At 44.6% G+C, this 19,728-nt stretch carries 17 protein-coding genes and 1 tRNA gene; 9 read left to right on the top strand and 9 right to left on the bottom strand.

Going from position 1 to position 19,728, the window contains the following annotated elements; translation table 11 throughout:
- Positions 1-5 precede the first annotated feature (5 nt).
- From P150_RS0110700 to P150_RS0110665, 8 genes are all read right to left on the bottom strand, one after another.
- On the bottom strand, positions 6-968 hold the full coding sequence (locus P150_RS0110700; protein ID WP_028897670.1) for a PstS family phosphate ABC transporter substrate-binding protein: 963 nt from the start codon (positions 966-968) through the stop codon (positions 6-8).
- Positions 969-1,061: 93 nt separating this feature from the next.
- The gene (locus P150_RS0110695) at positions 1,062-1,940 is read right to left on the bottom strand and encodes an energy transducer TonB (RefSeq protein ID WP_028897669.1); all 879 of its coding nucleotides are present in this window, start codon (positions 1,938-1,940) and stop codon (positions 1,062-1,064) included.
- A 30-nt stretch (positions 1,941-1,970) separates the two neighbouring features.
- On the bottom strand, positions 1,971-2,645 hold the full coding sequence (locus P150_RS0110690) for a biopolymer transporter ExbD (protein WP_028897668.1): 675 nt from the start codon (positions 2,643-2,645) through the stop codon (positions 1,971-1,973).
- Positions 2,646-2,647: 2 nt separating this feature from the next.
- Positions 2,648-3,307 carry a biopolymer transporter ExbD gene (locus P150_RS0110685; protein WP_028897667.1) on the bottom strand — a complete coding sequence of 220 codons (660 nt, stop codon included), beginning with the start codon at positions 3,305-3,307 and terminating at the stop codon, positions 2,648-2,650.
- 31 nt (positions 3,308-3,338) lie between these two features.
- A complete protein-coding gene (locus P150_RS0110680) occupies positions 3,339-4,178 on the bottom strand; it encodes a MotA/TolQ/ExbB proton channel family protein (RefSeq protein WP_028897666.1) in 840 nt (279 codons plus the stop codon).
- Between the two features lie 692 nt (positions 4,179-4,870).
- Positions 4,871-6,082 carry a bifunctional 3,4-dihydroxy-2-butanone-4-phosphate synthase/GTP cyclohydrolase II gene (locus tag P150_RS0110675; protein ID WP_028897665.1) on the bottom strand — a complete coding sequence of 404 codons (1,212 nt, stop codon included), beginning with the start codon at positions 6,080-6,082 and terminating at the stop codon, positions 4,871-4,873.
- Between the two features lie 88 nt (positions 6,083-6,170).
- Positions 6,171-8,066, bottom strand: coding sequence for an LptF/LptG family permease (locus P150_RS0110670; RefSeq protein ID WP_028897664.1), 1,896 nt, complete (start codon positions 8,064-8,066; stop codon positions 6,171-6,173).
- 101 nt (positions 8,067-8,167) lie between these two features.
- Positions 8,168-8,563 carry an START-like domain-containing protein gene (locus P150_RS0110665; RefSeq protein WP_028897663.1) on the bottom strand — a complete coding sequence of 132 codons (396 nt, stop codon included), beginning with the start codon at positions 8,561-8,563 and terminating at the stop codon, positions 8,168-8,170.
- Positions 8,564-8,700: 137 nt separating this feature from the next.
- Here P150_RS0110665 and P150_RS0110660 point away from each other — a divergent pair.
- Positions 8,701-8,774: transfer RNA gene (locus tag P150_RS0110660), tRNA-Met, on the top strand.
- 658 nt (positions 8,775-9,432) lie between these two features.
- Here P150_RS0110660 and P150_RS0110655 read toward each other — a convergent pair.
- Entirely contained in the window at positions 9,433-10,152 is a 720-nt protein-coding gene (locus P150_RS0110655; RefSeq protein WP_028897662.1) for an RDD family protein, read from the bottom strand.
- 201 nt (positions 10,153-10,353) lie between these two features.
- Here P150_RS0110655 and P150_RS0110650 point away from each other — a divergent pair, with 201 nt between their 5' ends.
- The 8 genes from P150_RS0110650 to P150_RS0110615 all read left to right on the top strand — a co-directional run bounded on the left by P150_RS0110650 (position 10,354) and on the right by P150_RS0110615 (position 19,717).
- A complete protein-coding gene (locus P150_RS0110650; protein ID WP_028897661.1) occupies positions 10,354-11,334 on the top strand; it encodes a stage II sporulation protein M in 981 nt (326 codons plus the stop codon).
- Positions 11,306-12,268, top strand: coding sequence for a hypothetical protein (locus tag P150_RS0110645; protein WP_028897660.1), 963 nt, complete (start codon positions 11,306-11,308; stop codon positions 12,266-12,268). The genes P150_RS0110650 and P150_RS0110645 overlap by 29 nt, the downstream gene beginning before the upstream one ends.
- A 42-nt stretch (positions 12,269-12,310) precedes the next feature.
- Complete coding sequence (locus tag P150_RS0110640) at positions 12,311-12,928, top strand: DUF4129 domain-containing protein (RefSeq protein WP_028897659.1); 618 nt, start codon at positions 12,311-12,313, stop codon at positions 12,926-12,928.
- Positions 12,918-14,324 (top strand): DUF4350 domain-containing protein, encoded by a 1,407-nt coding sequence (locus P150_RS0110635; RefSeq protein ID WP_028897658.1) that lies wholly within the window; start codon positions 12,918-12,920, stop codon positions 14,322-14,324. The genes P150_RS0110640 and P150_RS0110635 overlap by 11 nt, the downstream gene beginning before the upstream one ends.
- A gap of 103 nt (positions 14,325-14,427) precedes the next feature.
- Positions 14,428-15,402 carry a MoxR family ATPase gene (locus P150_RS0110630; RefSeq protein ID WP_028897657.1) on the top strand — a complete coding sequence of 325 codons (975 nt, stop codon included), beginning with the start codon at positions 14,428-14,430 and terminating at the stop codon, positions 15,400-15,402.
- A 37-nt stretch (positions 15,403-15,439) separates the two neighbouring features.
- Complete coding sequence (locus P150_RS0110625; RefSeq protein WP_028897656.1) at positions 15,440-16,753, top strand: DUF58 domain-containing protein; 1,314 nt, start codon at positions 15,440-15,442, stop codon at positions 16,751-16,753.
- 572 nt (positions 16,754-17,325) lie between these two features.
- The gene (locus P150_RS0110620) at positions 17,326-17,877 is read left to right on the top strand and encodes a hypothetical protein (RefSeq protein WP_028897655.1); all 552 of its coding nucleotides are present in this window, start codon (positions 17,326-17,328) and stop codon (positions 17,875-17,877) included.
- 34 nt (positions 17,878-17,911) lie between these two features.
- Entirely contained in the window at positions 17,912-19,717 is a 1,806-nt protein-coding gene (locus P150_RS0110615) for a DNA mismatch repair protein MutS (protein WP_028897654.1), read from the top strand.
- Positions 19,718-19,728: the final 11 nt, after the last annotated feature.

The raw sequence follows: 19,728 nt of genomic DNA, 5'->3' as shown, positions 1-19,728 counted from the left end.
AATTTTTATTCAGACTTTACTTCCACTTGACGCAACGTAATATCCCCTCTGTAAGGCAATAATCCCGTCTTCAGCATAATTTTCTGCCCAATTGGATTCGATATGTAGTTTGCAAACGCCCAAGGCAAAGCCTTATGTGGGTCGGCTACTATTGCATATATCGTTCTTACGAATGGATAATTGCCATTTAAAAGATAATATTGGTATGGCTGCCAACTATCAGACAGCACAGCTCTGTCAGCTTTAGATACATACATCACACGGACATCCTTATTAAACGTAATGTTTGTAGTATCCCGCTTATCATTCAGCCAATTTGAACCAATTACTCCAATGGCATTTGGTGTTTTGTGCACATAATCTATAACGGCCTTACTATTCTTTGCCGCTACGACGTTATCGCTTTTTATATCTTTACCTCCCAGTATAGAGTCCACAACAAAACGCAAAGTTGCCGAAGCCTTATTATCGAATACAACTTCGATATCGCCTATACTGGATTTTGAATTTAATTCATTCCACTTTTTGATCTGACCAGTCAATACACGCTTAACGTTATCAACTGTTATTAAAGAATCAGGATTGCCATTGTTTACAATGAATGCTATACCATCATATCCAATCGGGAATACTGATGGGATAGGACCCTTTCCTCTCAGGATAGCATCCTCGCCTTCTTCAAGAATATGCGATGTGAAAAATAAGTTTACTTTCAAATCTAAAAGCATCTGCATACCAGTATTATCGTCTGTATATACAGGTATCAGATGAGTTTGAGGATATTTGTATTGATAATTCTTCAACTCTTCCTCGATAAAAGGACTAAAACTTTCGTCAGAGGCGAATTTAATCGTCCCTGACGTCGGTGTATCTGTTCTACCATCCTTACGCTTTTTCTCTCCACAAGAAGAGAAAAAGGTAAGTGATAGTATCAATCCTACTGCAATGTAGAACATGGATCTTTTCATATTAATCTGCTGAATGCAATTTGATTAATTAATTTGCCTATGCAATTTATTTAACTTGCTAATGCAATTGATTAATTTACCAATGCAATTTGCTTACTGCAACTTGAAGGTAATAGGTAGAGTATACTGTACGTTGGCAGCCTGACCATTGTTCATACCAGGATTCCACTTAGGCATACTGTTCACAACGCGAAGAGCTTCTCTGTCGAGTGAAGGGTCTACACCACGCACAACCTGAGCATCTCTCACGCTACCGTCGCGACTAACCACGAACTGAACGATAACTTTACCTTGAATGTTGTTTTCAGCTGCAACTGCCGGATACTGCAAGTGAGATGACAACCACTGGTTCACGTTACCTTTGAAAGAAGGCATCTGCTCAGCAACCTTGAAGACTTTCTTGTTGATGTCTTCTTTTGGTTCCTCAATCTTCGGCTCTTCCTTTGGAGGAGGTGGTGGCAAAACCTGTTCAGGAGTTGCCACTTCAGCTCTTGCCGCAACAGTAGTACGGTCATCAGTACCTTCCTGTGTTACAGAGGAAATAGCTTCCGTCCTCTTGTTCACCACGTTCTGTGGAGGCATTTCAGCCTTTACCTCGTCATCATCCTTGATGACAGGTGCAGTATACTGAATAGTTGCACGAGTTTCAGGAACAACCTTTTCCGGCTCGATTTTAGGTTCGGCCTTTTTCTGCTGCTCTTTACGTTTCTCCTGCTCTTTCTTAGCTTCTTCCAACGCCTTCAATTCCATCTGAGCATTGTATGCTTCCAATTCAGCCAACTCATCATTGTGCTGTTTGATTTTGAAAGCAAGATAACCACCACCGAGGAATGCAGCAATAAGCAGAATAGCTAAGGCTTTAATATTTCGCGAAGAAACAGACTTACGAAGCTGATAAGCTCCATATTCCTTGTTCTTGTTGGCGAAAACCAAATCGCCCCATTTGGGATCTAATAAATCTATTTTTGCCATTGTTTTTCTTTAATTGTTATATGTCAGTGATTAGGGTTTGACGCCTTTTGCAGAAAGGGCAGTCTTTTCTTCATCAGAAACCTTGTCAATGACATAAGTTGCAATATATGAAATCTGCATTTCATCGAGAATATCAACCAAGTTCTTATACGAAGACGAATCAGTAGGCTTGATAATGACAGTCAAAGTAGATTTCTTCTGTCCGTCAATCGTACCATTCTTGATTGCGTCCACTTCAGCTCTGTAAATGCTGTCAGGATAGCTTTCAGGCTTTGCAGCCTTCTTTTTATTAAGCTCCTGAATAGCGATACGCATATCTTCGTAAGGAATGCTAGCTCCATCGTCCACTTTCTTGTGCTGAAGGACGTAACGAATACCAGTATTGCCAGTTCCCCAATCCGCAGGCTTCAACCAAGCAGGATTATCGAGCTGAGGTTTGCCCTCGCCATAGAAAATCTTGTCGTTGTCGCCGATGAAGATTGTAATAGAGTGAGACTCCTTTGCCTCATTCTTCTTACTGTCATCAGTATTCTTGTCGTTGCTAGGCATCGTCAATTGCATTGTAGAAGGCTTACTAAGCGAAGTACAAAGCATAAAGAAGGTAATGAGAAGCATAAGCATATCCACCATAGGCGTAAAGTCTACGCGAGTGGACATCTTTTTCTGCTTGCCGCCTCCTCCTTTTCCTGTATCCATCATTTCCATTGTTAATCCTCCTTTTTATTTGCATCCGATGCAGCCTTAGCCTTACCTGCATCCAACTGAGTGATCATATAGTAACGGCTTTCGTCCATATCCTGGAGTTCGCTCATTACTTTCTTTACTGTTCCGTAAGGAGTAGTTGCATCAGACTTGATTGCCAACTTCACTTCCGGATTAACTTGGCGAGCCGCATTAACCCACTGCTGGAACTCAGTCATATCCTGTCCAGTACTATCGAGAGGAATACCCATCTTTGGGAGCTCTTCGCCACGAACCTTTGCCGGCTTTGAGAGATATTCTGCAAGCTTGTCGATAGGAGCACCGAAAGTAGATTCAGCCAAGAAAGTCTTCTTCTGCTCTGGTGTCAGCGTTGCAACCATATCTACAATGTCAGCCAACTGATTGGTGTTATCGTAGCTCAAAAATACCTGGCCTTCGCCAGTAGGCTTCCCGCTTGCGTCCTTTTCAGGACTAACGAGAATTGTCAGGACACCGTTCTCAGGCACCTTCATATCAGACACCGAACCCGGAGTGTTTACTTTCACCGGCTCACTCTTCACGAATGTAGAAGTAAGCATAAAGAAAGTAAGCAACAAGGTCATAACGTCTGACATAGGCGTCATATCGATGAACGTGTCTTGCTTCTTAATCTTTACTTTACCCATAGCGATAATGTATTTAAAGGGTTAGCAAAAATTAAGCTTCTTCTGTGTGGTTTGCTTCGTATGTCTGAGCGATTGAGTAACCAACTTCATCGAGTGCGTAAGTCAACTTGTCAACCTTGTTTGAGAAGTAACCATAAGATACTACTGCCAACCAAGATGTACCGATACCGAAAGCAGTGTTGATCAACGCCTCAGAGATACCTTCTGAAAGTTTTGCAGAGTCTGCACCACCACCTGAAGCCAAAGCAGAGAACGACTTGATCATACCGACTACAGTACCGAGAAGACCGGTAAGAGTACCAAGTGTTACGAGTGTAGCGATGATAGGGAGGTTCATTGTAAGAGTAGGCATCTCAAGCTGAGTTGCTTCCTCGTGAGCCTGCTGAATCTTAGCTACCTTCTGTGCCTTCTTCAAGTTTGCGTTTGCACCAGACTCCATAGAGGCATAAGCATTCAAAGAAGCCTTAACAACGTTAGCCACAGAACCTCTCTGCTGGTCGCAAAGCTGATTAGCCTTAGCCATATCGCCTGCGTTGAGAGCTGTCTTGATGTTAGCTACGAACTTAGGAAGAGAACCCTTACCGAAAGCAGTCTTCAAAGCCATCCAACGCTCGATAGACATAGCCAACACGGTAAGCAACAATGTGTGAAGTACAGGAACGACGATACCACCCTTGAAGATTGTACCCCATACGTCAGCTGGATGTTCCTTTGTGCCCGGATCCTGGAAGTGCATATCGTTTCCGAACCATGTAAAGAACAATACGAATGCTACGACTGCGCATACAACGATGATCCAGAATGCTGCTCTTACGCCGTTAAAGCCCTCAGATTTCTTCTTTGGGGCTACCTTTTGTTGTGTAGTTGCCATAATTTGATAAAATTTTAATTTTTAGTTATTAATGAATTGAATTGTTATTATCTTTCTGATTATAAACAGTTTGTGCATAAAGCAGCTTTTGCAAAGCCAACTCTCAGCCTACATTTTTCGCAAAGATAGCAAATCTCGAACAACCAAAACTACGATTAACAACTTTTAACCGTTAAAATTTTACTACCTTGCCGTGCCTTTTTTACGTTCTTTTTACTTGTTTTTATTTAAGTTTAGACAAAATTGCTTATCCTTGTTAAGGTAAACTGATTCTGCAATGCGTTTTCATTTTACCTAATACTCCCGACTTATTTCATCAAGAGAATAGTATCATTCCAAACCAGCGAAACAACCATTCTTGCAGGCCGACGGAAACACGATTTGCAAGTAACCGAAGAAAGCATTCCATTCTTCGCACACTTGCAGTGCGTTTTTACGAAGATTGCGCTGCGTTCTTCGCACGTTTGGAAACGGAGTTGTTATTAACTGACTTCCAGCTACTTACAACACTCACACCTTTTTAAATACTGCATAGATCTTCTATATATAATAAATTTGATTCTTCCAAAGAATAACTCTCTTATAGAACTATAACGAAAAAAGAATGGCATTATTTCATCCAATCAGACGAAATAAATGCCATTTTGTTTCATAGAAACATTCTTTAACCTTAGTTTTATTACAAAACTCCATTAAATATGCAATTCGTGCCCCATACGCTCCTTCTTTGTCTTGAGGTAGCGATAATCATATTGATTCGGGGTTACTTCCAATGCCACGTTTTCCACGATTTCCAAGCCGTATGCCTCCAAACCGACACGTTTAGTGGGATTGTTGGTCATCAGCCTCATCTTGTGAACCCCCAGATGGCGAAGCATCTGTGCGCCACAGCCATAATCGCGTTCGTCAGGCTTGAATCCAAGATGGATATTGGCGTCTACAGTGTCGAGTCCTTCCTCCTGTTGGAGCTTGTAAGCGCGCATCTTGTTCATCAAACCTATGCCGCGGCCTTCCTGCTGCATATAGATGATAACGCCTTTACCCTCCTTCTCTATGGTTTCCATCGCCTTTCGGAGCTGTTCACCACAATCGCAGCGGCGGCTTCCCAGAATATCTCCCGTTGCGCAAGAGGAATGCACGCGCACCAAAATAGGCTCATCTTCCTTCCATTCGCCCTTGATCAGTGCCATGTGCTCCATACCGTTGCTTTTCTGACGGAAAGGAATCAGGTGGAAATCGCCGTGTTCCGTAGGCAAATCCACTTCTTCGCCCACCTCTATACTCGACTCCTGCTGAAGGCGATACGCAATAATATCCTTGATACTGATAATCTTCATTCCCCATTCCTGTGCCTTGGGAATAAGGTCTTTCATTCGGGACATCGTTCCGTCATCGTTCATTATCTCCATAAGCACGCCTGCGGGATAGCAACCTGCCAGTCGGCAGAGGTCTACGGCAGCTTCCGTATGACCGGACCGGCGCAACACACCGTTATCCTGTGCGTAGAGTGGATTGATATGGCCGGGACGTCCGAAGGTTTGTGGCGTGGAATTGGGGTCTGCCAATGCCTTGATGGTGGCTGCACGGTCGTGTACGGAAACGCCTGTGGAGCATCCTTCCAATTTATCCACCGTAACGGTAAAGGGAGTGCCCAATACGGATGTATTGTCAGATACCTGATGTGGAAGGTCGAGTTCCTTGGCTCTGTCCAGCGTAATGGGAACGCAGAGTACCCCTCGGGCATTCTTCAGCATAAAGTTTACCTTTTCAGGGGTTATCATTTCAGCAGCCATAATAAGGTCGCCCTCATTTTCACGGTCTTCATCATCTACAACGATAACGAATTTTCCCTCCTTGAAATCCTTAATAGCATCTTCAATGCTACTGAGTTTGAAGTTTTCCATATTCTTATGTATATTGAAAGGTTTTAGTTTTCGCTCTATCCTTTCCGTTGATATTTTACTGTTTGAGATGTTTGTCCACAAGGTGAAGCTACATCTTCTTTATTTCTTCTATGATATTTTCGTTGGCACTCTTTATCACCTTCAAGTCTCTGTAAAGCCGGATTCGGAATCTCCACATTCTGAAATAGAAGAACAAACCTGCCGGAATGATGATTGCCGCAACAATGTTCATCCATTTTCTTTCAAACGGTCGGGTGTGTGCCTTGGTAATCATTATCGGATATCGGTTCAGTTCCGACATAATACCCCTGTTGCGGGTGTTGCCCAAGTCTTCGATAACGGCTTCCAACTCGTTATTGATTCTCTCCACTTCGTGGTCTGGCTGATATCTGAAGAATGTATTGACAATGTTTGGCGGCGATTTCAGGTTTGTCTTCCGTGCATAAGCCACCAGTTCTTCATTCATCTTGCTCAGGATAGCTGCGTCTTCCTGATAATTTGGCGTATTGATGATAACTTCCTTACTGCTGATATGACGCTTCACTCTCAGGCCGAACATCCTCATCAACAGGTTCATATACATATCAATGTTGAAGACGGCAGAATCGTTATTCGCCTTATACGTGAAGAATATTGCCGTAGGAATGAGCACGGCCGGCGAAAGTCCCTTGCCGAACCATATTGCCCAGTCGCCTTGGCGCGCCATACGGTAACCGGTGTTGTCGAGAATATAATAGACGATGAAGACGATTACGCTTATAATGATAGGTACGCCCAATCCACCTTTTCTAATAATAGCTCCCAACGGTGCTCCGATGAAGAAGAAGATGACACACGTAAGCGCAAGCAGATACTTGTTTATCTCTTCGATGTCGTGCTGACGGATGAGTCGGTCGCCATCACTCGTTATCATACTCTTGAAGTTCAGGTCGCTGATTTCCTGTTGGACAGACGACAATGCCCTATCGACAGCCATTCTGCGCTGATCGGCAGGCAATTTTGCATAGATAGAATCAATGCTGAAACTCTCAGCAGCAGCTATCTTTCTTGCCTGTTCGGTCTCTGTTTTCTTCAGCTTCGGCGACGGATAGTAAACCATCTGCGCATCCTTATAGTACGCACGTCCTACGCTGTCGAACACGTGTATGAGCGAATCCTTGTCCTTGCGTATCTTGCTGATGCTCTTCGTGCGTGCATTGTTGGAAATGCCTCCCATATCCGTAAGGCTGAAATCGGCATCAAAGTCGATTACTATCTTCTTATGAACAAACGTTTCTCTGCGATAGGGAACTTCTGCACTGTTGCCAAATTCGCTGGAACGCATATTCTCGAACCATTCGCCGCTCCATAGGTTTAATATAAGGTGTTTCTTTTCTGCCGTTGATTGCAGCATACCGGAGTCGGCAAGGATGATTGCCTGATCTTCGTAGCTGTCTGTCATTCTGTACACCATTATATTATATAGGTGTCCGGTCTCAAGGTTCTTCTTTTCTACGTAAAGATTCGTTTGTGGAATGCCTCCATAGAACACTCCTTCCGGAATTTCAAGTTCCGGACTCTTCTGTTTCATCGAGATAAGAAGCTGTGCAATGTGTTTCTGCGCATCAGGACCAACATAGTTCTGAAAGAAAAACGACCCCACAGTAATGAGCAGCACCACCACAATCAGCCCTCTGAAAGATTTTATCAAAGATATGCCGGCAGCCTTGATGGCCGTAAGTTCCGAGCTTTCGCCAAGATTACCGTAGGTGATGAGCGATGAAAGAAGAATGGAAAGAGGCAGTGCTTGAGGAATCAACATAAGCCCCATATACCAGAAGAACTGTCCCATAACCTCCAAAGACAGACCTTTTCCGATGAGTTCATCAACATATTTCCACAAAAACTGCATCATCAGCACAAAAAGGCTGATGAAGAAAGCTCCCGCGAAGAGCATACCAAACTGCTTGGCTATGAATATGTCTAACTTCTTAATCCGAAACATCGTCTGTCTCTGTAACGTACCTGTGCGTATAATTCAAGTGCAAAAGTACACAAAAATATCAGAGTAGACGCTATTTTATGTTTTTTTATTATCGCCAAAGCTCAAACGCCAGTTGCCAGTCTGAGCCTCTTTATGTTCTGATTCCAGATTTCTTCCAAGTCCTCTATTTCGTCATTATGGGCAAAATCTGTGATGAGCAGATGGTAGTTGCCTGCTATTTCGCTCTTCGACATCTTGATTTCCCAGTAAACATCAGCCTCGTCCTCGTTTTTCCAAAAGAAACGGACACGCTCTTTCTTTACCATTGTCAGAATCTGTGCCGTGTATGTCTCTGTGTGTTTGTGAGGATTTCCCCAAGTAAACATCATTCCGTCATCAGTAGTCTGCACATCGTCAGCCAGCCATTTCTTGAGTCCCGCATCCGTACTTATCAACGGCCAGAGAAAGGTCGCCGAATTTGACTTCAGTTCGTAGTCCAATTCTATTTTCTCTTTCATATTAAGTGCCTTGTCAAAAGTATTTTTTGCAAATATAAGTTTTTTCATTGACACCCAAACATTTTTTACAAATAAATTTGTGTGGTTCATTTTTTTTTAATAACTTTGCAATCGCTTTTGAAAAGGAAGCATATTTCGGCGGGATAGCTCAGTTGGTTAGAGCGTCGGATTCATAATCCGGAGGTCCGGGGATCGTAGCCCCGTCCCGCTACGAAAAGAGTAACAAAGGAATTTGTTACTCTTTTTGTTTTTCCAAACATCTGACTTATTCCAACATTATTATAATACACACAGGCAAGCTAATAAAAATCTGAATGCAAGATAAGCCTACACCCGAGCCACAAGAGACAGCAAGTGAATGTACTTTAAAGCACATCTTCCCTTAAGGCACAGGAAAACAAGCAAAAGGCAAACTTGAAATAACAGGACTTCATACGGATTTACATTCAAACTTGCACGCATTCTATTTTATTTCCCCAACCTCTTTATAGCTTCGCTAAACCATTGATAACCAGTCATCAAAACCTTCGTTTCCAAACGTGCGAAGATTGCATTGCATTTTTGCGAAGAATGCGCTGCAATCTTGCGAAGAATGTACTGTTATTTTGCGAATAATAAATTGTGATTTTGTAAAAACCTGATAACCAGTTTATTGCAAATGTGGGCTAAAAAGGGGCATTTTTTGAAAAACTTTTCCCTCGGTTCAAAATATTAAAGTTATGGAAAGGACTTTGTAAATATCTTTCCAAGCCGGAAGTATCTTTCACGAATATGACAAAGGCACGGACTTGCTCTGTATCCAGTTCCGGATAAGACGGAGCGCAAAGGAAAGATGCGGGGAAAAAGGAGGAAGAACTCTGTGAAAACGCTTAGATGATTTCTAAGGAATAGTGCTGATAATCTCTTACAATGGTGTAGAGGAACTTCTCGTTCGGCACGTTGTCGTTCGGAATCCTCAATGCCTGTCTTACCTTTTCGGCAAGTTTGTTGATGCGCATTTCGCGTTCGTAATTGTATTCGGCGTTCAGCGTGCGCTGAATAATGTCCAACTGGTTCAGCGTGAGGTCTTCTGCCTGTGCATATACAGGCTTGTAATTTCGTTCCAGATAGGTAAACTCGTCGAGAGAAACCTGTATTTTGTGATAATTTTTCTGACTGATGACCATCGTTCCGGCAGCTATGTCGCCCAGTCGCTGACTGTTCTTGCTGAGCAGAATGGAAACAATGCCCACACCCATAAAGTGAACGTCGATGATGCGCAGCAGCCAGCGCATAAAATAGTCGCCTATGGTGGGCGAACTGCCGTCAATCTTTACCACTTTCGTGTGCATAGCCATCTTGCCAAGGCTTCTTCCGTTGTTGAAAACCTCGAAGAGGAAGGAGTAGAAAACGGCGGGAAGAAACATCAGGATGTAGTATAGCGTTTCATCGAAGTAGATTTCAAAGTTGATCAACAGTTGGGCGATGCCCACGACGTAGCAGGCGACGACGAATCCGTCGATAAGCTGCGCCACAATGCGCGTTCCTATGCTTGCGGGTGTCTGACTGATGCGGACGTATTGTCCTGTTACGATGTTCGATTCTGCCATTTCTCCTTGTGCGTTTACTGGTTTGCGATTTCACGTGAGGGGAATCTTTTGCTCGAGTTTTATTGTTGAAAATAGTTCTCCGATGCTGTGCTGAAGCCTCCACGTTATAAAAAGATTTTTCTTTTATGTTGCAAAAATAAGAAAAAATCTGTACTTTTGCTTCGAAACTGAGATTAATGTGCAAATAAGTTTCTATTATCTATGAAGGAAATTCTGTTCATTAGAAACAATATTGAGAAATGGAGGGCGACGGAAATGGCTGTGGAAAACGCTGCCAACGAGTCGCCCGACCATCTTTCCTCCGTGTATATGGACCTTACTGCCGACTTGGCTTTTGCACAGACTCATTATCCCGATTCACGCATTACGCTCTATCTGAACAATCTTTCTTCGGCATTGCACAACGAAATCTACCGGAACAAGAAAGAAAAATGGTCGCGGCTCTTCACGTTCTGGACGAAGGAAGTGCCCGACGTGATGTGGAAAGAACGCCGACTGCTCCTGATTTCGTTTCTGATTTTCGCTGTCGGCATTGCCGTCGGCGTGCTTTCCACGCTTGGCGACGAGAGTTTCCCCCGACTGATAATGGGCGATTTCTATGTGGATATGACCTTGGAGAACATCAAGGAGGGAAATCCGATGGGCGTTTATGGCTCGGGCGATTCTGCTTCTATGTTCTGGCAGATCACGGTCAATAATATAATGGTGTCGTTCAATGCCTTTGCTTTGGGACTGCTCACGAGTTTCGCACCGGGCTTGCTGCTGTTCAGAAACGGAGTGATGATAGGAAGTTTCGATACTTTCTTCTATCAGCAGGGCTTGCTCGGCGATGCGCTTTGGGCTACGATGCTCCACGGCACACTGGAACTGTCGTCGATAGTGGTTGCCGGTGCTGCCGGTCTGGCTATGGGAAACGGTTGGCTCTTCCCGGGAACGTATTCCCGTTTGGAGAGTTTCAAGCGAGGCGCAAAGCGGGGACTGAAGATTGTGGTCGGAACAGTACCGCTCTTCATTATTGCCGGCTTCATAGAGAGTTTCGTAACACGGCATACAGATATGGACAACGCGCTGAAGTTGCTGATTATCGGTTCTTCTGCACTGTTCATTGCTTATTATTTCATCATTTTACCTTATCTTCGTAATCACAAATCAAATGGAAAGACCAAAGATACCACTGTATAAAATTCGTTCGTTCGGCGATAAGTTTTCAGATACATTTGAATTTATCAAGGAAAACAGACGAGTCTGGTTTAAGGGAAACGTCTACCTGCTGCTGCCCCTGTGTCTGTTGCAGGCTTTGTGTATGAACAGTGTTTTCTCTGAAATGCTGGATATGGAAACAGGAGTAGCGTCAGAGGCGGCAATGATCAAGGTGGGTGTATCCTATATTCTGCTGTTCCTCTTCTTTATGTTGGGCACGATTCTCCTCTCTGCATTTACCTATGCAATGATGAGATACCATAACGAGCAACCGAACGGACTTAGGGGAGCAACGCTGAAAGACTTGAAACCGATGATTGTGAAGTGTGCCAAGAGGGCATTTCTGATAGGACTGATGCTCACGGTCATTATTTTCGTCATATTATTTGTGATGGGATTGCTCATAGCGGCGTCAGGTATGGTGGTATTCTTCTTAATATTCCTCCTCGTGGGCGTGGCGGCAATCGTTCCGTTGGCACTGATTTATCCCGTGTATTGCTTTGAAGACAACGAGACCGTGTTTTCATCCATTCAGAGAGGAATATCTCTGGGCTTGCGTTCCTACTGGGGAATATTGGGATTTTTGCTTGTCCTGTCTTTCCTTACCAATACCTTGCAGAGTATCTTTATGATACCTTGGTATATAATGGCTTTGATAAAAGGTGTGTTTGGGACTTCCAACTCGGGAGTAGCCTTTACTGATTCTGCCATCTACAATTTCGTGCTGTATCTCTTTGGAGTATTGCAGGCGTTCGGTATGTATCTCTCCACGTCGTTGTCGCTCGTGGGACTGGGATTTCAGTACGGCAGCATTGCAGAAGAAGTAGACGGGTTCTCGGTTGAAGAGGATATAGAGCATTTTGAGGAGAAGTCTGGTGTGGATGCAGATATAGATAACTTCGATAAACTGGTTTAATCAGGGCTTGAAAGCTCATTTCAGACATTGTAAAACAGAACTATGCTTCCGGAAATAAAAGATACATTAACGTGCGATACGGCAATGCTTCATCGGTTTCAGACTGATGAAGCCTACAACTATGCGCGTGAATTGGAAGCACCGGATATGAATATCTTCCAATGGTTGTTGGACAAGATATTTGGATTTCTGAGAGGTTTGTTTGCCATTGAGAATGAACGGGACTTCAGAGTGGTGTTGTATATATTGTTTGCATTGGTGGTTCTCGGTGTCATTGCCTACTTTATCGTAAGGTTTAAGCCTACGTTGTTCAGCAGGTCGGGCAAAACCGTTGCACAGTCCATTGAGGAAAACAATATATATGGTGTGGATTTCGATGCCGAACTGAAGAAGGCGATAAAGCAGAATGACTACAACCGTGCCGTCTGTATCATCTATTTACAGACGCTTCGATGGTTGGCTGATAACGGAAAGATAAGTTGGCAGATTTATAAGACGCCTACACAATACACGAGAGAGTATCCGCGAGACGCATTCATCCGATTCACGAATCTGTTTATGCGTGTCCGATACGGAAATTACACGGCTGATGCGGGCAGCGTAGACCAAATGCTGTCGCTTCAGAACGAGATTGAGGAAGGAGGTGAGAATGAATCGTAAGTTTATCCTTGCTGTCTTTGCCTTCCTTCTGTTGGTGTTCGTTTTGCAATGGAACGCCCCTGTGAAGTTTATCTGGAAACCAACGTATCTGCACAACGACAAACAGCCGTTCGGTTGTGCCGTATTCGATTCTCTGATGGCGAAGTCTTTGTCCAACGGATACACGGTAACGGACAAGACTTTATGGCAGTTGGCGAATGAAAAGACGGACAAGCCACGTGCCATTATCGTAAATGCGCAGGAATTCAGGCCTACGAAGACGGATCAAAAGGCAATGAAAGTGCTGCTGGAACGTGGAAACAAACTGATGATTATCGGTGGAATGTACACCCCTGACAGTACGAACAATATTTTCGACGTGCATATATCCGCCAGTTCTTCATTCAATCCCAAGGTGGTTCAGGCGAGTATAGAGAATATGGAGATACCAATGGACACTATGCTTTGGATGGAACAGAAGCCTTACAGGCCGGGAATGTTCCGTATTTATTCATCTATGAATTACGGCCACGTGATTTTCACGGGCAGGGAGAACTTGTGCGACACGCTTTCCGGCTATTGGATACACGGTTATGATGCAGTCAGTGCGGATGATGAATATACTGCCGATTATGCCGAAAGTGTGGATGATTCAGCAAATGGCGGAGATGGAGCTGCAAACGACGAAGACAGTACTGCATATTATGGTAAAGAGGATTATATTGTTGCAGAGCCTACCATAGATGCTGTTGCAGAATCTCCCGTAGAATCTTATATAGAGCCGACCATCGTATCAATGAAATGGGGCAGAGGTAAGGTTTATTTCAACACCTTGCCGTTGTTGTTCACGAATTACGGTGTGTTGGATAAAGAGATAAATCCCCTCATTTTCCGCACGATGTCGCAATTTGAAGGAATGCCGGTAGTGCGAACGCAGGCTTATCTTGATAAGGATGAATACGAATCGGAGTCGCCTTTGCGCTTCTTCCTCGAGCAGTCGCCGTTGCGATGGGCTACTTATCTGGCACTGTTCGGGCTTTTGCTCTTCTTTATTTTCACGGCACGCCGTCGTCAGCGAGTGATACCCGTAGTGGAATCACCCAAGAACCGTTCGCTTGAGTTCGTGAAATTGATAGGAAGTCTGTATTATCAGCACCATAACAATCGCGATTTGGTGTTGAACAAATACAATTATTTCGCGGAATATATCCGTAGAAATTTGATGATAGATGTATTTCAGCTTGAAGAACGGAGCCATAACGTAGGGCAGATAAGCAGTCATACGGGCATTGATAAGGAGAAAATCTCGGCATTGCTCGATAGGATGGAAACCATTTCAAAGGTGGAAACTGCGCTTACGGATGCAGAAATGCGACTGCTGATAGATGAAATGGACAATGTTTTAAATAAAATATAAAAATACTGATGAGGCTTCGGGAGAATGAAACAGGCCGGAAGGCATTGCTGATGCCCGCCCTTCATTCCACGCTTGAACCTCATTGACAGATAAAAATACAATTATGGAAGAGCATACACAGGAAAGACTCAACTTGAACGCATTCAGTGCAAAGGTTGCTGAACTGCGTCAGCAAATCGGTAATGTGATAGTTGGTCAGCATCAGGCTGTCGATCTTATTCTTACAGCTATTCTTGCAGATGGCCACGTGCTTGTGGAAGGCGTGCCGGGAGTGGCAAAGACCTTGTTGGCTCGTTTGGTTTCCAAACTCATCGACGCACGTTTCTCGCGCATTCAGTTTACACCCGACTTGATGCCGAGCGACGTTTTAGGCACGACGGTCTTCAATATGCAGACCTCCAAGTTCGATTTTCACGAAGGTCCGGTGTTCTCTCAACTCGTTTTGGCAGATGAAATCAACCGTGCCCCTGCGAAAACGCAAGCTGCCCTCTTCGAGGTAATGGAAGAACGACAGGTTACTGTGGACGGAACAACCCGAAAGATGGGCGACCTCTATACCATCATTGCCACACAGAACCCTGTTGAGCAGGAAGGAACTTATCGATTGCCGGAAGCGCAGCTCGACCGTTTCCTCTTCAAGATAACGATGGATTATCCTTCGTTGGAAGACGAAATGAACATATTGAAGCGTCATCAGGAAAAGCGCAACCTTGTTCAGTTGGACGGCATTGCGCCGGTTCTCTCCATTGCAGAGTTGTTGGAAATGCGCAGTATGCTCGACAAGGTATTCATCGAGGAAAGCCTGATAGGCTACATTGCAAGCATCGTGCAGCAATCGCGCATTTCCCGTGCCGTCTATCTCGGTGCAAGTCCACGTGCTTCCGTGGCTATTCTGAATGCTTCGAAGGCATTCGCATTGATAAACGGGCGCGATTTCGTTGCTCCGGACGACATCAAGTTCGTTGCCCCAAGCGTTTTGCAGCACCGTCTGATACTTACTGCCGAAGCTGAAATGGAAGGCTACACGGCATTGAAGGTGGCGCAGCGATTGATAGAAAAGGTGGAAGTGCCCAAGTAGGGCGGTTATTCCTTTCTTAACCTCTTTAATATAAAAGATGTTTCTAACAAGAAGATTCTACATTACACTCATAGCAACAGTTCTGATAATAGGCTTAGGCTTTGCATTTCCAATCCTCTTTACGATTGGGAAGATTATCGTGTATGCCTTGGCGTTGCTGGTATTGGTAGATATTCTTTTGCTTTACCATAAGAAGGGCATTACGGCTGCACGGGAATGTTCCGACCGATTCTCCAACGGAGATAGAAACAAGGTGGAAATAAAGGTAGAGAGTGCCTATCCGTTCAAGGTCGATACAACGATAATCGACGAAGCCCCGGCAGTATTCCAACGGAGAGATGTGGAATATCGTCTTGCCGTTGGTGCCCATTCAGGCAGCGAAATTTCCTATCATTTGGTTCCAACGGAGCGCGGGGTCTATGGTTTCGGAAAAATCCGTGTGTTCGCCAGAACCGTTCTCGGTTTTGTGGAGCGCAGGTTTACGCAGGGCGAAGCCAAAGACGTGAAGGTTTATCCGTCGTATATGATGCTGAACCATTATGAGCTTCTCGCAATGAGCAACAATCTTACGGAGTTGGGCATTAAGAGAATCCGTCGTGTGGGCAACAACACCGAATTTGAGCAGATAAAGGAATATGTGAAGGGCGACGAATACCGAACAATCAACTGGAAGGCAAGTGCCCGAAGAAACCAGTTGATGGTGAACGTCTATCAGGACGAGCGTTCGCAGCAGGTTTATTCGGTTATCGACAAAGGACGTGTGATGCAGCAGGCTTTTGAGGGTATGACACTTTTGGATTACAGCATCAATGCAGCATTGGTGCTTTCGTATGTCGTTGTGCACCGAGAAGACAAGGCAGGTTTGATAACCTTCGCCGACAACTTCGACACTTATGTTCCTCCGACCAAGAATCCGGGACAGATGCAGCGCATTATGGAAGCACTCTATGCGCAGAAGACAGAATTTGGCGAAACCGATTTCAGCAACCTGTGTGTGAATGTGAATAAGCATATCAGCAAGCGCAGTCTCTTGATACTCTATACCAACTTTTCCGGAATGACAGCACTTCAGCGGCAGTTGCCTTATCTTCGGTTGCTGAACCGTCGTCATCGGCTGCTCGTCGTGTTCTTTGAGGATGCCGAGATGAAGGAATACGTCCAATCGGAAAAGAAAACAACGGAGGAATATTATCAGCACGTTATTGCCGAGAAGTTTATCTATGAAAAACGATTGATAGTCAGCACACTCCGACAGAACGGTATTCTTAGTCTGCTTACCACGCCGTCGAATCTCAGTGTAGACCTGATCAATAAGTATCTTGAAATGAAGCAGCGCGAGATTATCACTTGAGCGAAACCTGCGTGCGAAATCATAACTTTCTCCTATCGTTCACATATCACGAACTTGCAGAACAAAGGAAACGGCAATGGAAATCCCATTGCCGTTTCTTTCGTTTAAGGGCTCAAGGCAAATCATTGCTTGCTGCGAGAATTTGTCTTTGCATTGGTAATGCTGTGATTAAAGCAAGCATCATTTTAGATAGTTGCAAACACGATTTCCAATTGTCCGAAGAATGCAATGCAATCTTCGCAAAAACGCAAGGCAAACGTGCGAAGATTGCATTTCATTCTTCGCACATTTGGAGTGTATTGTTTTAGTCGTTGATTTTCAGACACTTATGGAACGCATCTTACTTGAAATGCTGTGTTGCTTCGGATAGTTGTCTGATAGCAGACGAAAATTTCGATTTCTCCCCGTAAATTTATCTTAGATTCGGGTAATCAGTAGTGAGTTATGAACGTCTTACAAGCATAAAAGATTGTTAAATAAACTGTCTGCATTTGTCGAAAGCAGGCTTTCATAGATAATTATTGCTATTTTTGCAATGATAGAATTAACAATACAGTTTAAAAAACAACCCTATGAAAAAAGTTTTTATACCTCTGGTGGCAGCCTTGCTGGCGATGTTTGCCGTATCGTGCAATAAAGATAGCGGCGATGATATGATTTGGGATTTGAATCCTATTATGTTTCACATTCAGGTTTTGAATGAAAACGGAGTGGATATGCTCACGCCGACGTCGCCGGGTTATGATAAAACGTTCGTAACCAAAAGTTCCATTACGTTACAGGGGCGTGATTATAAGATGGGACAAAGAACCGATACGATAGTGAACCCCAGTTCCCGCGCCTATTATGAAAACTTCCACGGTATGGGGCTGACGGAATACAAGGGACAATATTTTGTTGCAGTAGGTCCGTTTATGGCAGATTACACGTGGCGGCACGAGAAGATAAAGTTCAACTGGGGCGACGGCAGCACGGACGAAATAGACTTTTCGTCTTCCGTACACTGGACAGGTGCGAATGGTGCTCCTAACTTCGACCGTCTTTACCTTTTCAATGGACAAGACTCCACGAGTGTTTGGGAAAGCCGTGGCTATATTGTTGTCAAGAAACAGGCTGGGAAATAGTTTGACGGAACGGAACTTGTAATATCTCCACGAAATGAATAAGGAATTGAACACACTGTATCGCCAGAAGATAGACGAACTTTCCCGGTCAGTCAATGCGCTTCGTGCCAAGAGCCGCGGCTTCATTCTGGGCGAAATCCTCTCGTTTGTTGCTGCAATAGGCTTTGTGGCGCTCTTCACGGTTGTCGAAAATGCCGGATGGGCGTTGTGGATAGCCCTGCTTCTGCTGTTTCTCTACTTCTATATCCGTAATCTCGACACGAAGAATGACCGGAAAATAGAGGAGCAAACAGCGTTGAAGCTGGTTTATACAAAGGAAGTGAACTATCTCGAAGGCGACTATTCGCAGTTCGATGCAGGAGAACGCTATGCCAATCCTTCGCATAACTTTACCTTCGATTTGGACGTTTTCGGCAAGGATGCGCTCTTTCAGCGCATCAGCCGAACCATCTCCACGGGTGGAAGTGATTATCTGGCAGCGTGCCTGTCGGGAAACTGGGAGGACAAGAGCGCAGAACAGCTCATTGCCGACATTGATAACAGGGCTGAGGCTATCGGCGAATTGGCGATGAAGGAGCATTTCCTGTCTGCATTCAAGGCACAGGGAACAGAGAGTTTGCTGAATACGGACGACGTGAAGAACGCCTTTGCCTCCGTTCAACGGCTCAAGATACCTGCTTTCTTTGCAGGCAAGACTTTCCGTCTCTTCACGTATGCAAATCTGGTAGGCTTCTATCTCAGCATATTTCTGTCTGTCGGAGGACTGATACCCTCATTGGTGCCGCTCTGGTGGGGTATGTTCAATTTCTTCCTGTCGATGTTCTGTTCCAATAAGTACATCAAACTCATCAATGAAATCATTTCAAAGTTGCAGATTCAGGTAAGGGGCTACGTGAATATGACGGCACTCATCGACGGAGAGAACTTTACCTCTGTCGAACTCGTCGCACTCAAGCAGCAGCTTGTAGGCGCAATGGCTTCCTTCAGTCAGCTCGAACGCATCTTGCAGAAGATAGACAATCGCAGCAACGAGATAGGAATCGTGCTTTTCAACAGCTTCGGTCTGATTGATATAACCATCGTTCGGCATTTCCTCCGTTGGCAGCGCACCTACAAACAGACGACCGACCTGTGGATTGACACGGCAAGTGTTTTCGATGCACTCGTGTCTATGGCTACGTTCCAGTTGAATGAGGGGAAGACAGGACGTGCAAAGGTGCTGAGCGACAACAAAGTTTGCTGCGATGCACGTGGAATCTATCATCCGTTCCTCGGCGAAAAGGCCGTGAAGAACGATTTCAGCATCCGCGATATGGAATACTACATCATCACGGGAGCGAATATGGCAGGCAAGAGCACTTTCCTCCGCACGTTGGGAATCAACTATGTGTTGGCAATGAACGGTATGCCGGTGTTTGCCGACGAGATGGTTGTGTCGGTTTTTCATCTGTTCACGAATATGCGCACCACCGACGACCTCACGCACGGCATATCTTATTTCAATGCGGAGCTGTTGAGGCTGAAGCAACTCATTGATTCGCTGAATCCGAATGTGCCGAGTCTGATAATACTCGACGAGATTCTGAAGGGCACCAATTCGTTGGACAAGTTGAACGGTTCGCGGTTGTTCCTTCAGTTCATTTCCGAAAAGAATGTTACGGGCGTGATAGCTACCCACGATTTGGAGCTGTCCAAACTCTCGGAAGAGGCTCCGTCCCGTTTCCATAACTATTGTTTTGAGATAGAATTGGGCGAAAAGGTTACGTATTCCTACAAGATAACGCCGGGCGTGGCGCGCAATCAGAATGCAACTTTCCTGTTGAAGAATATATTGCAGTAGATAGTGATTGT

This window comes from Prevotella sp. HUN102, from assembly GCF_000688375.1.
In the GTDB taxonomy this organism is placed as follows: domain Bacteria; phylum Bacteroidota; class Bacteroidia; order Bacteroidales; family Bacteroidaceae; genus Prevotella.
This window is presented reverse-complemented; position numbering and strand designations above follow the sequence as displayed.

Excerpts from the sequence above, each read along its gene's own strand:
- P150_RS0110700 (WP_028897670.1), bottom strand. The coding sequence starts at position 968 with ATGAAAAGATCCATGTTCTACATTGCAGTAGGATTGATACTATCACTT.
- P150_RS0110695 (WP_028897669.1), bottom strand. The coding sequence starts at position 1,940 with ATGGCAAAAATAGATTTATTAGATCCCAAATGGGGCGATTTGGTTTTC.
- P150_RS0110690 (WP_028897668.1), bottom strand. The coding sequence starts at position 2,645 with ATGGAAATGATGGATACAGGAAAAGGAGGAGGCGGCAAGCAGAAAAAG.
- P150_RS0110685 (WP_028897667.1), bottom strand. The coding sequence starts at position 3,307 with ATGGGTAAAGTAAAGATTAAGAAGCAAGACACGTTCATCGATATGACG.
- P150_RS0110680 (WP_028897666.1), bottom strand. The coding sequence starts at position 4,178 with ATGGCAACTACACAACAAAAGGTAGCCCCAAAGAAGAAATCTGAGGGC.
- P150_RS0110675 (WP_028897665.1), bottom strand. The coding sequence starts at position 6,082 with ATGGAAAACTTCAAACTCAGTAGCATTGAAGATGCTATTAAGGATTTC.
- P150_RS0110670 (WP_028897664.1), bottom strand. The coding sequence starts at position 8,066 with ATGTTTCGGATTAAGAAGTTAGACATATTCATAGCCAAGCAGTTTGGT.
- P150_RS0110665 (WP_028897663.1), bottom strand. The coding sequence starts at position 8,563 with ATGAAAGAGAAAATAGAATTGGACTACGAACTGAAGTCAAATTCGGCG.
- P150_RS0110655 (WP_028897662.1), bottom strand. The coding sequence starts at position 10,152 with ATGGCAGAATCGAACATCGTAACAGGACAATACGTCCGCATCAGTCAG.
- P150_RS0110650 (WP_028897661.1), top strand. The coding sequence starts at position 10,354 with ATGAAGGAAATTCTGTTCATTAGAAACAATATTGAGAAATGGAGGGCG.
- P150_RS0110645 (WP_028897660.1), top strand. The coding sequence starts at position 11,306 with ATGGAAAGACCAAAGATACCACTGTATAAAATTCGTTCGTTCGGCGAT.
- P150_RS0110640 (WP_028897659.1), top strand. The coding sequence starts at position 12,311 with ATGCTTCCGGAAATAAAAGATACATTAACGTGCGATACGGCAATGCTT.
- P150_RS0110635 (WP_028897658.1), top strand. The coding sequence starts at position 12,918 with ATGAATCGTAAGTTTATCCTTGCTGTCTTTGCCTTCCTTCTGTTGGTG.
- P150_RS0110630 (WP_028897657.1), top strand. The coding sequence starts at position 14,428 with ATGGAAGAGCATACACAGGAAAGACTCAACTTGAACGCATTCAGTGCA.
- P150_RS0110625 (WP_028897656.1), top strand. The coding sequence starts at position 15,440 with ATGTTTCTAACAAGAAGATTCTACATTACACTCATAGCAACAGTTCTG.
- P150_RS0110620 (WP_028897655.1), top strand. The coding sequence starts at position 17,326 with ATGAAAAAAGTTTTTATACCTCTGGTGGCAGCCTTGCTGGCGATGTTT.
- P150_RS0110615 (WP_028897654.1), top strand. The coding sequence starts at position 17,912 with ATGAATAAGGAATTGAACACACTGTATCGCCAGAAGATAGACGAACTT.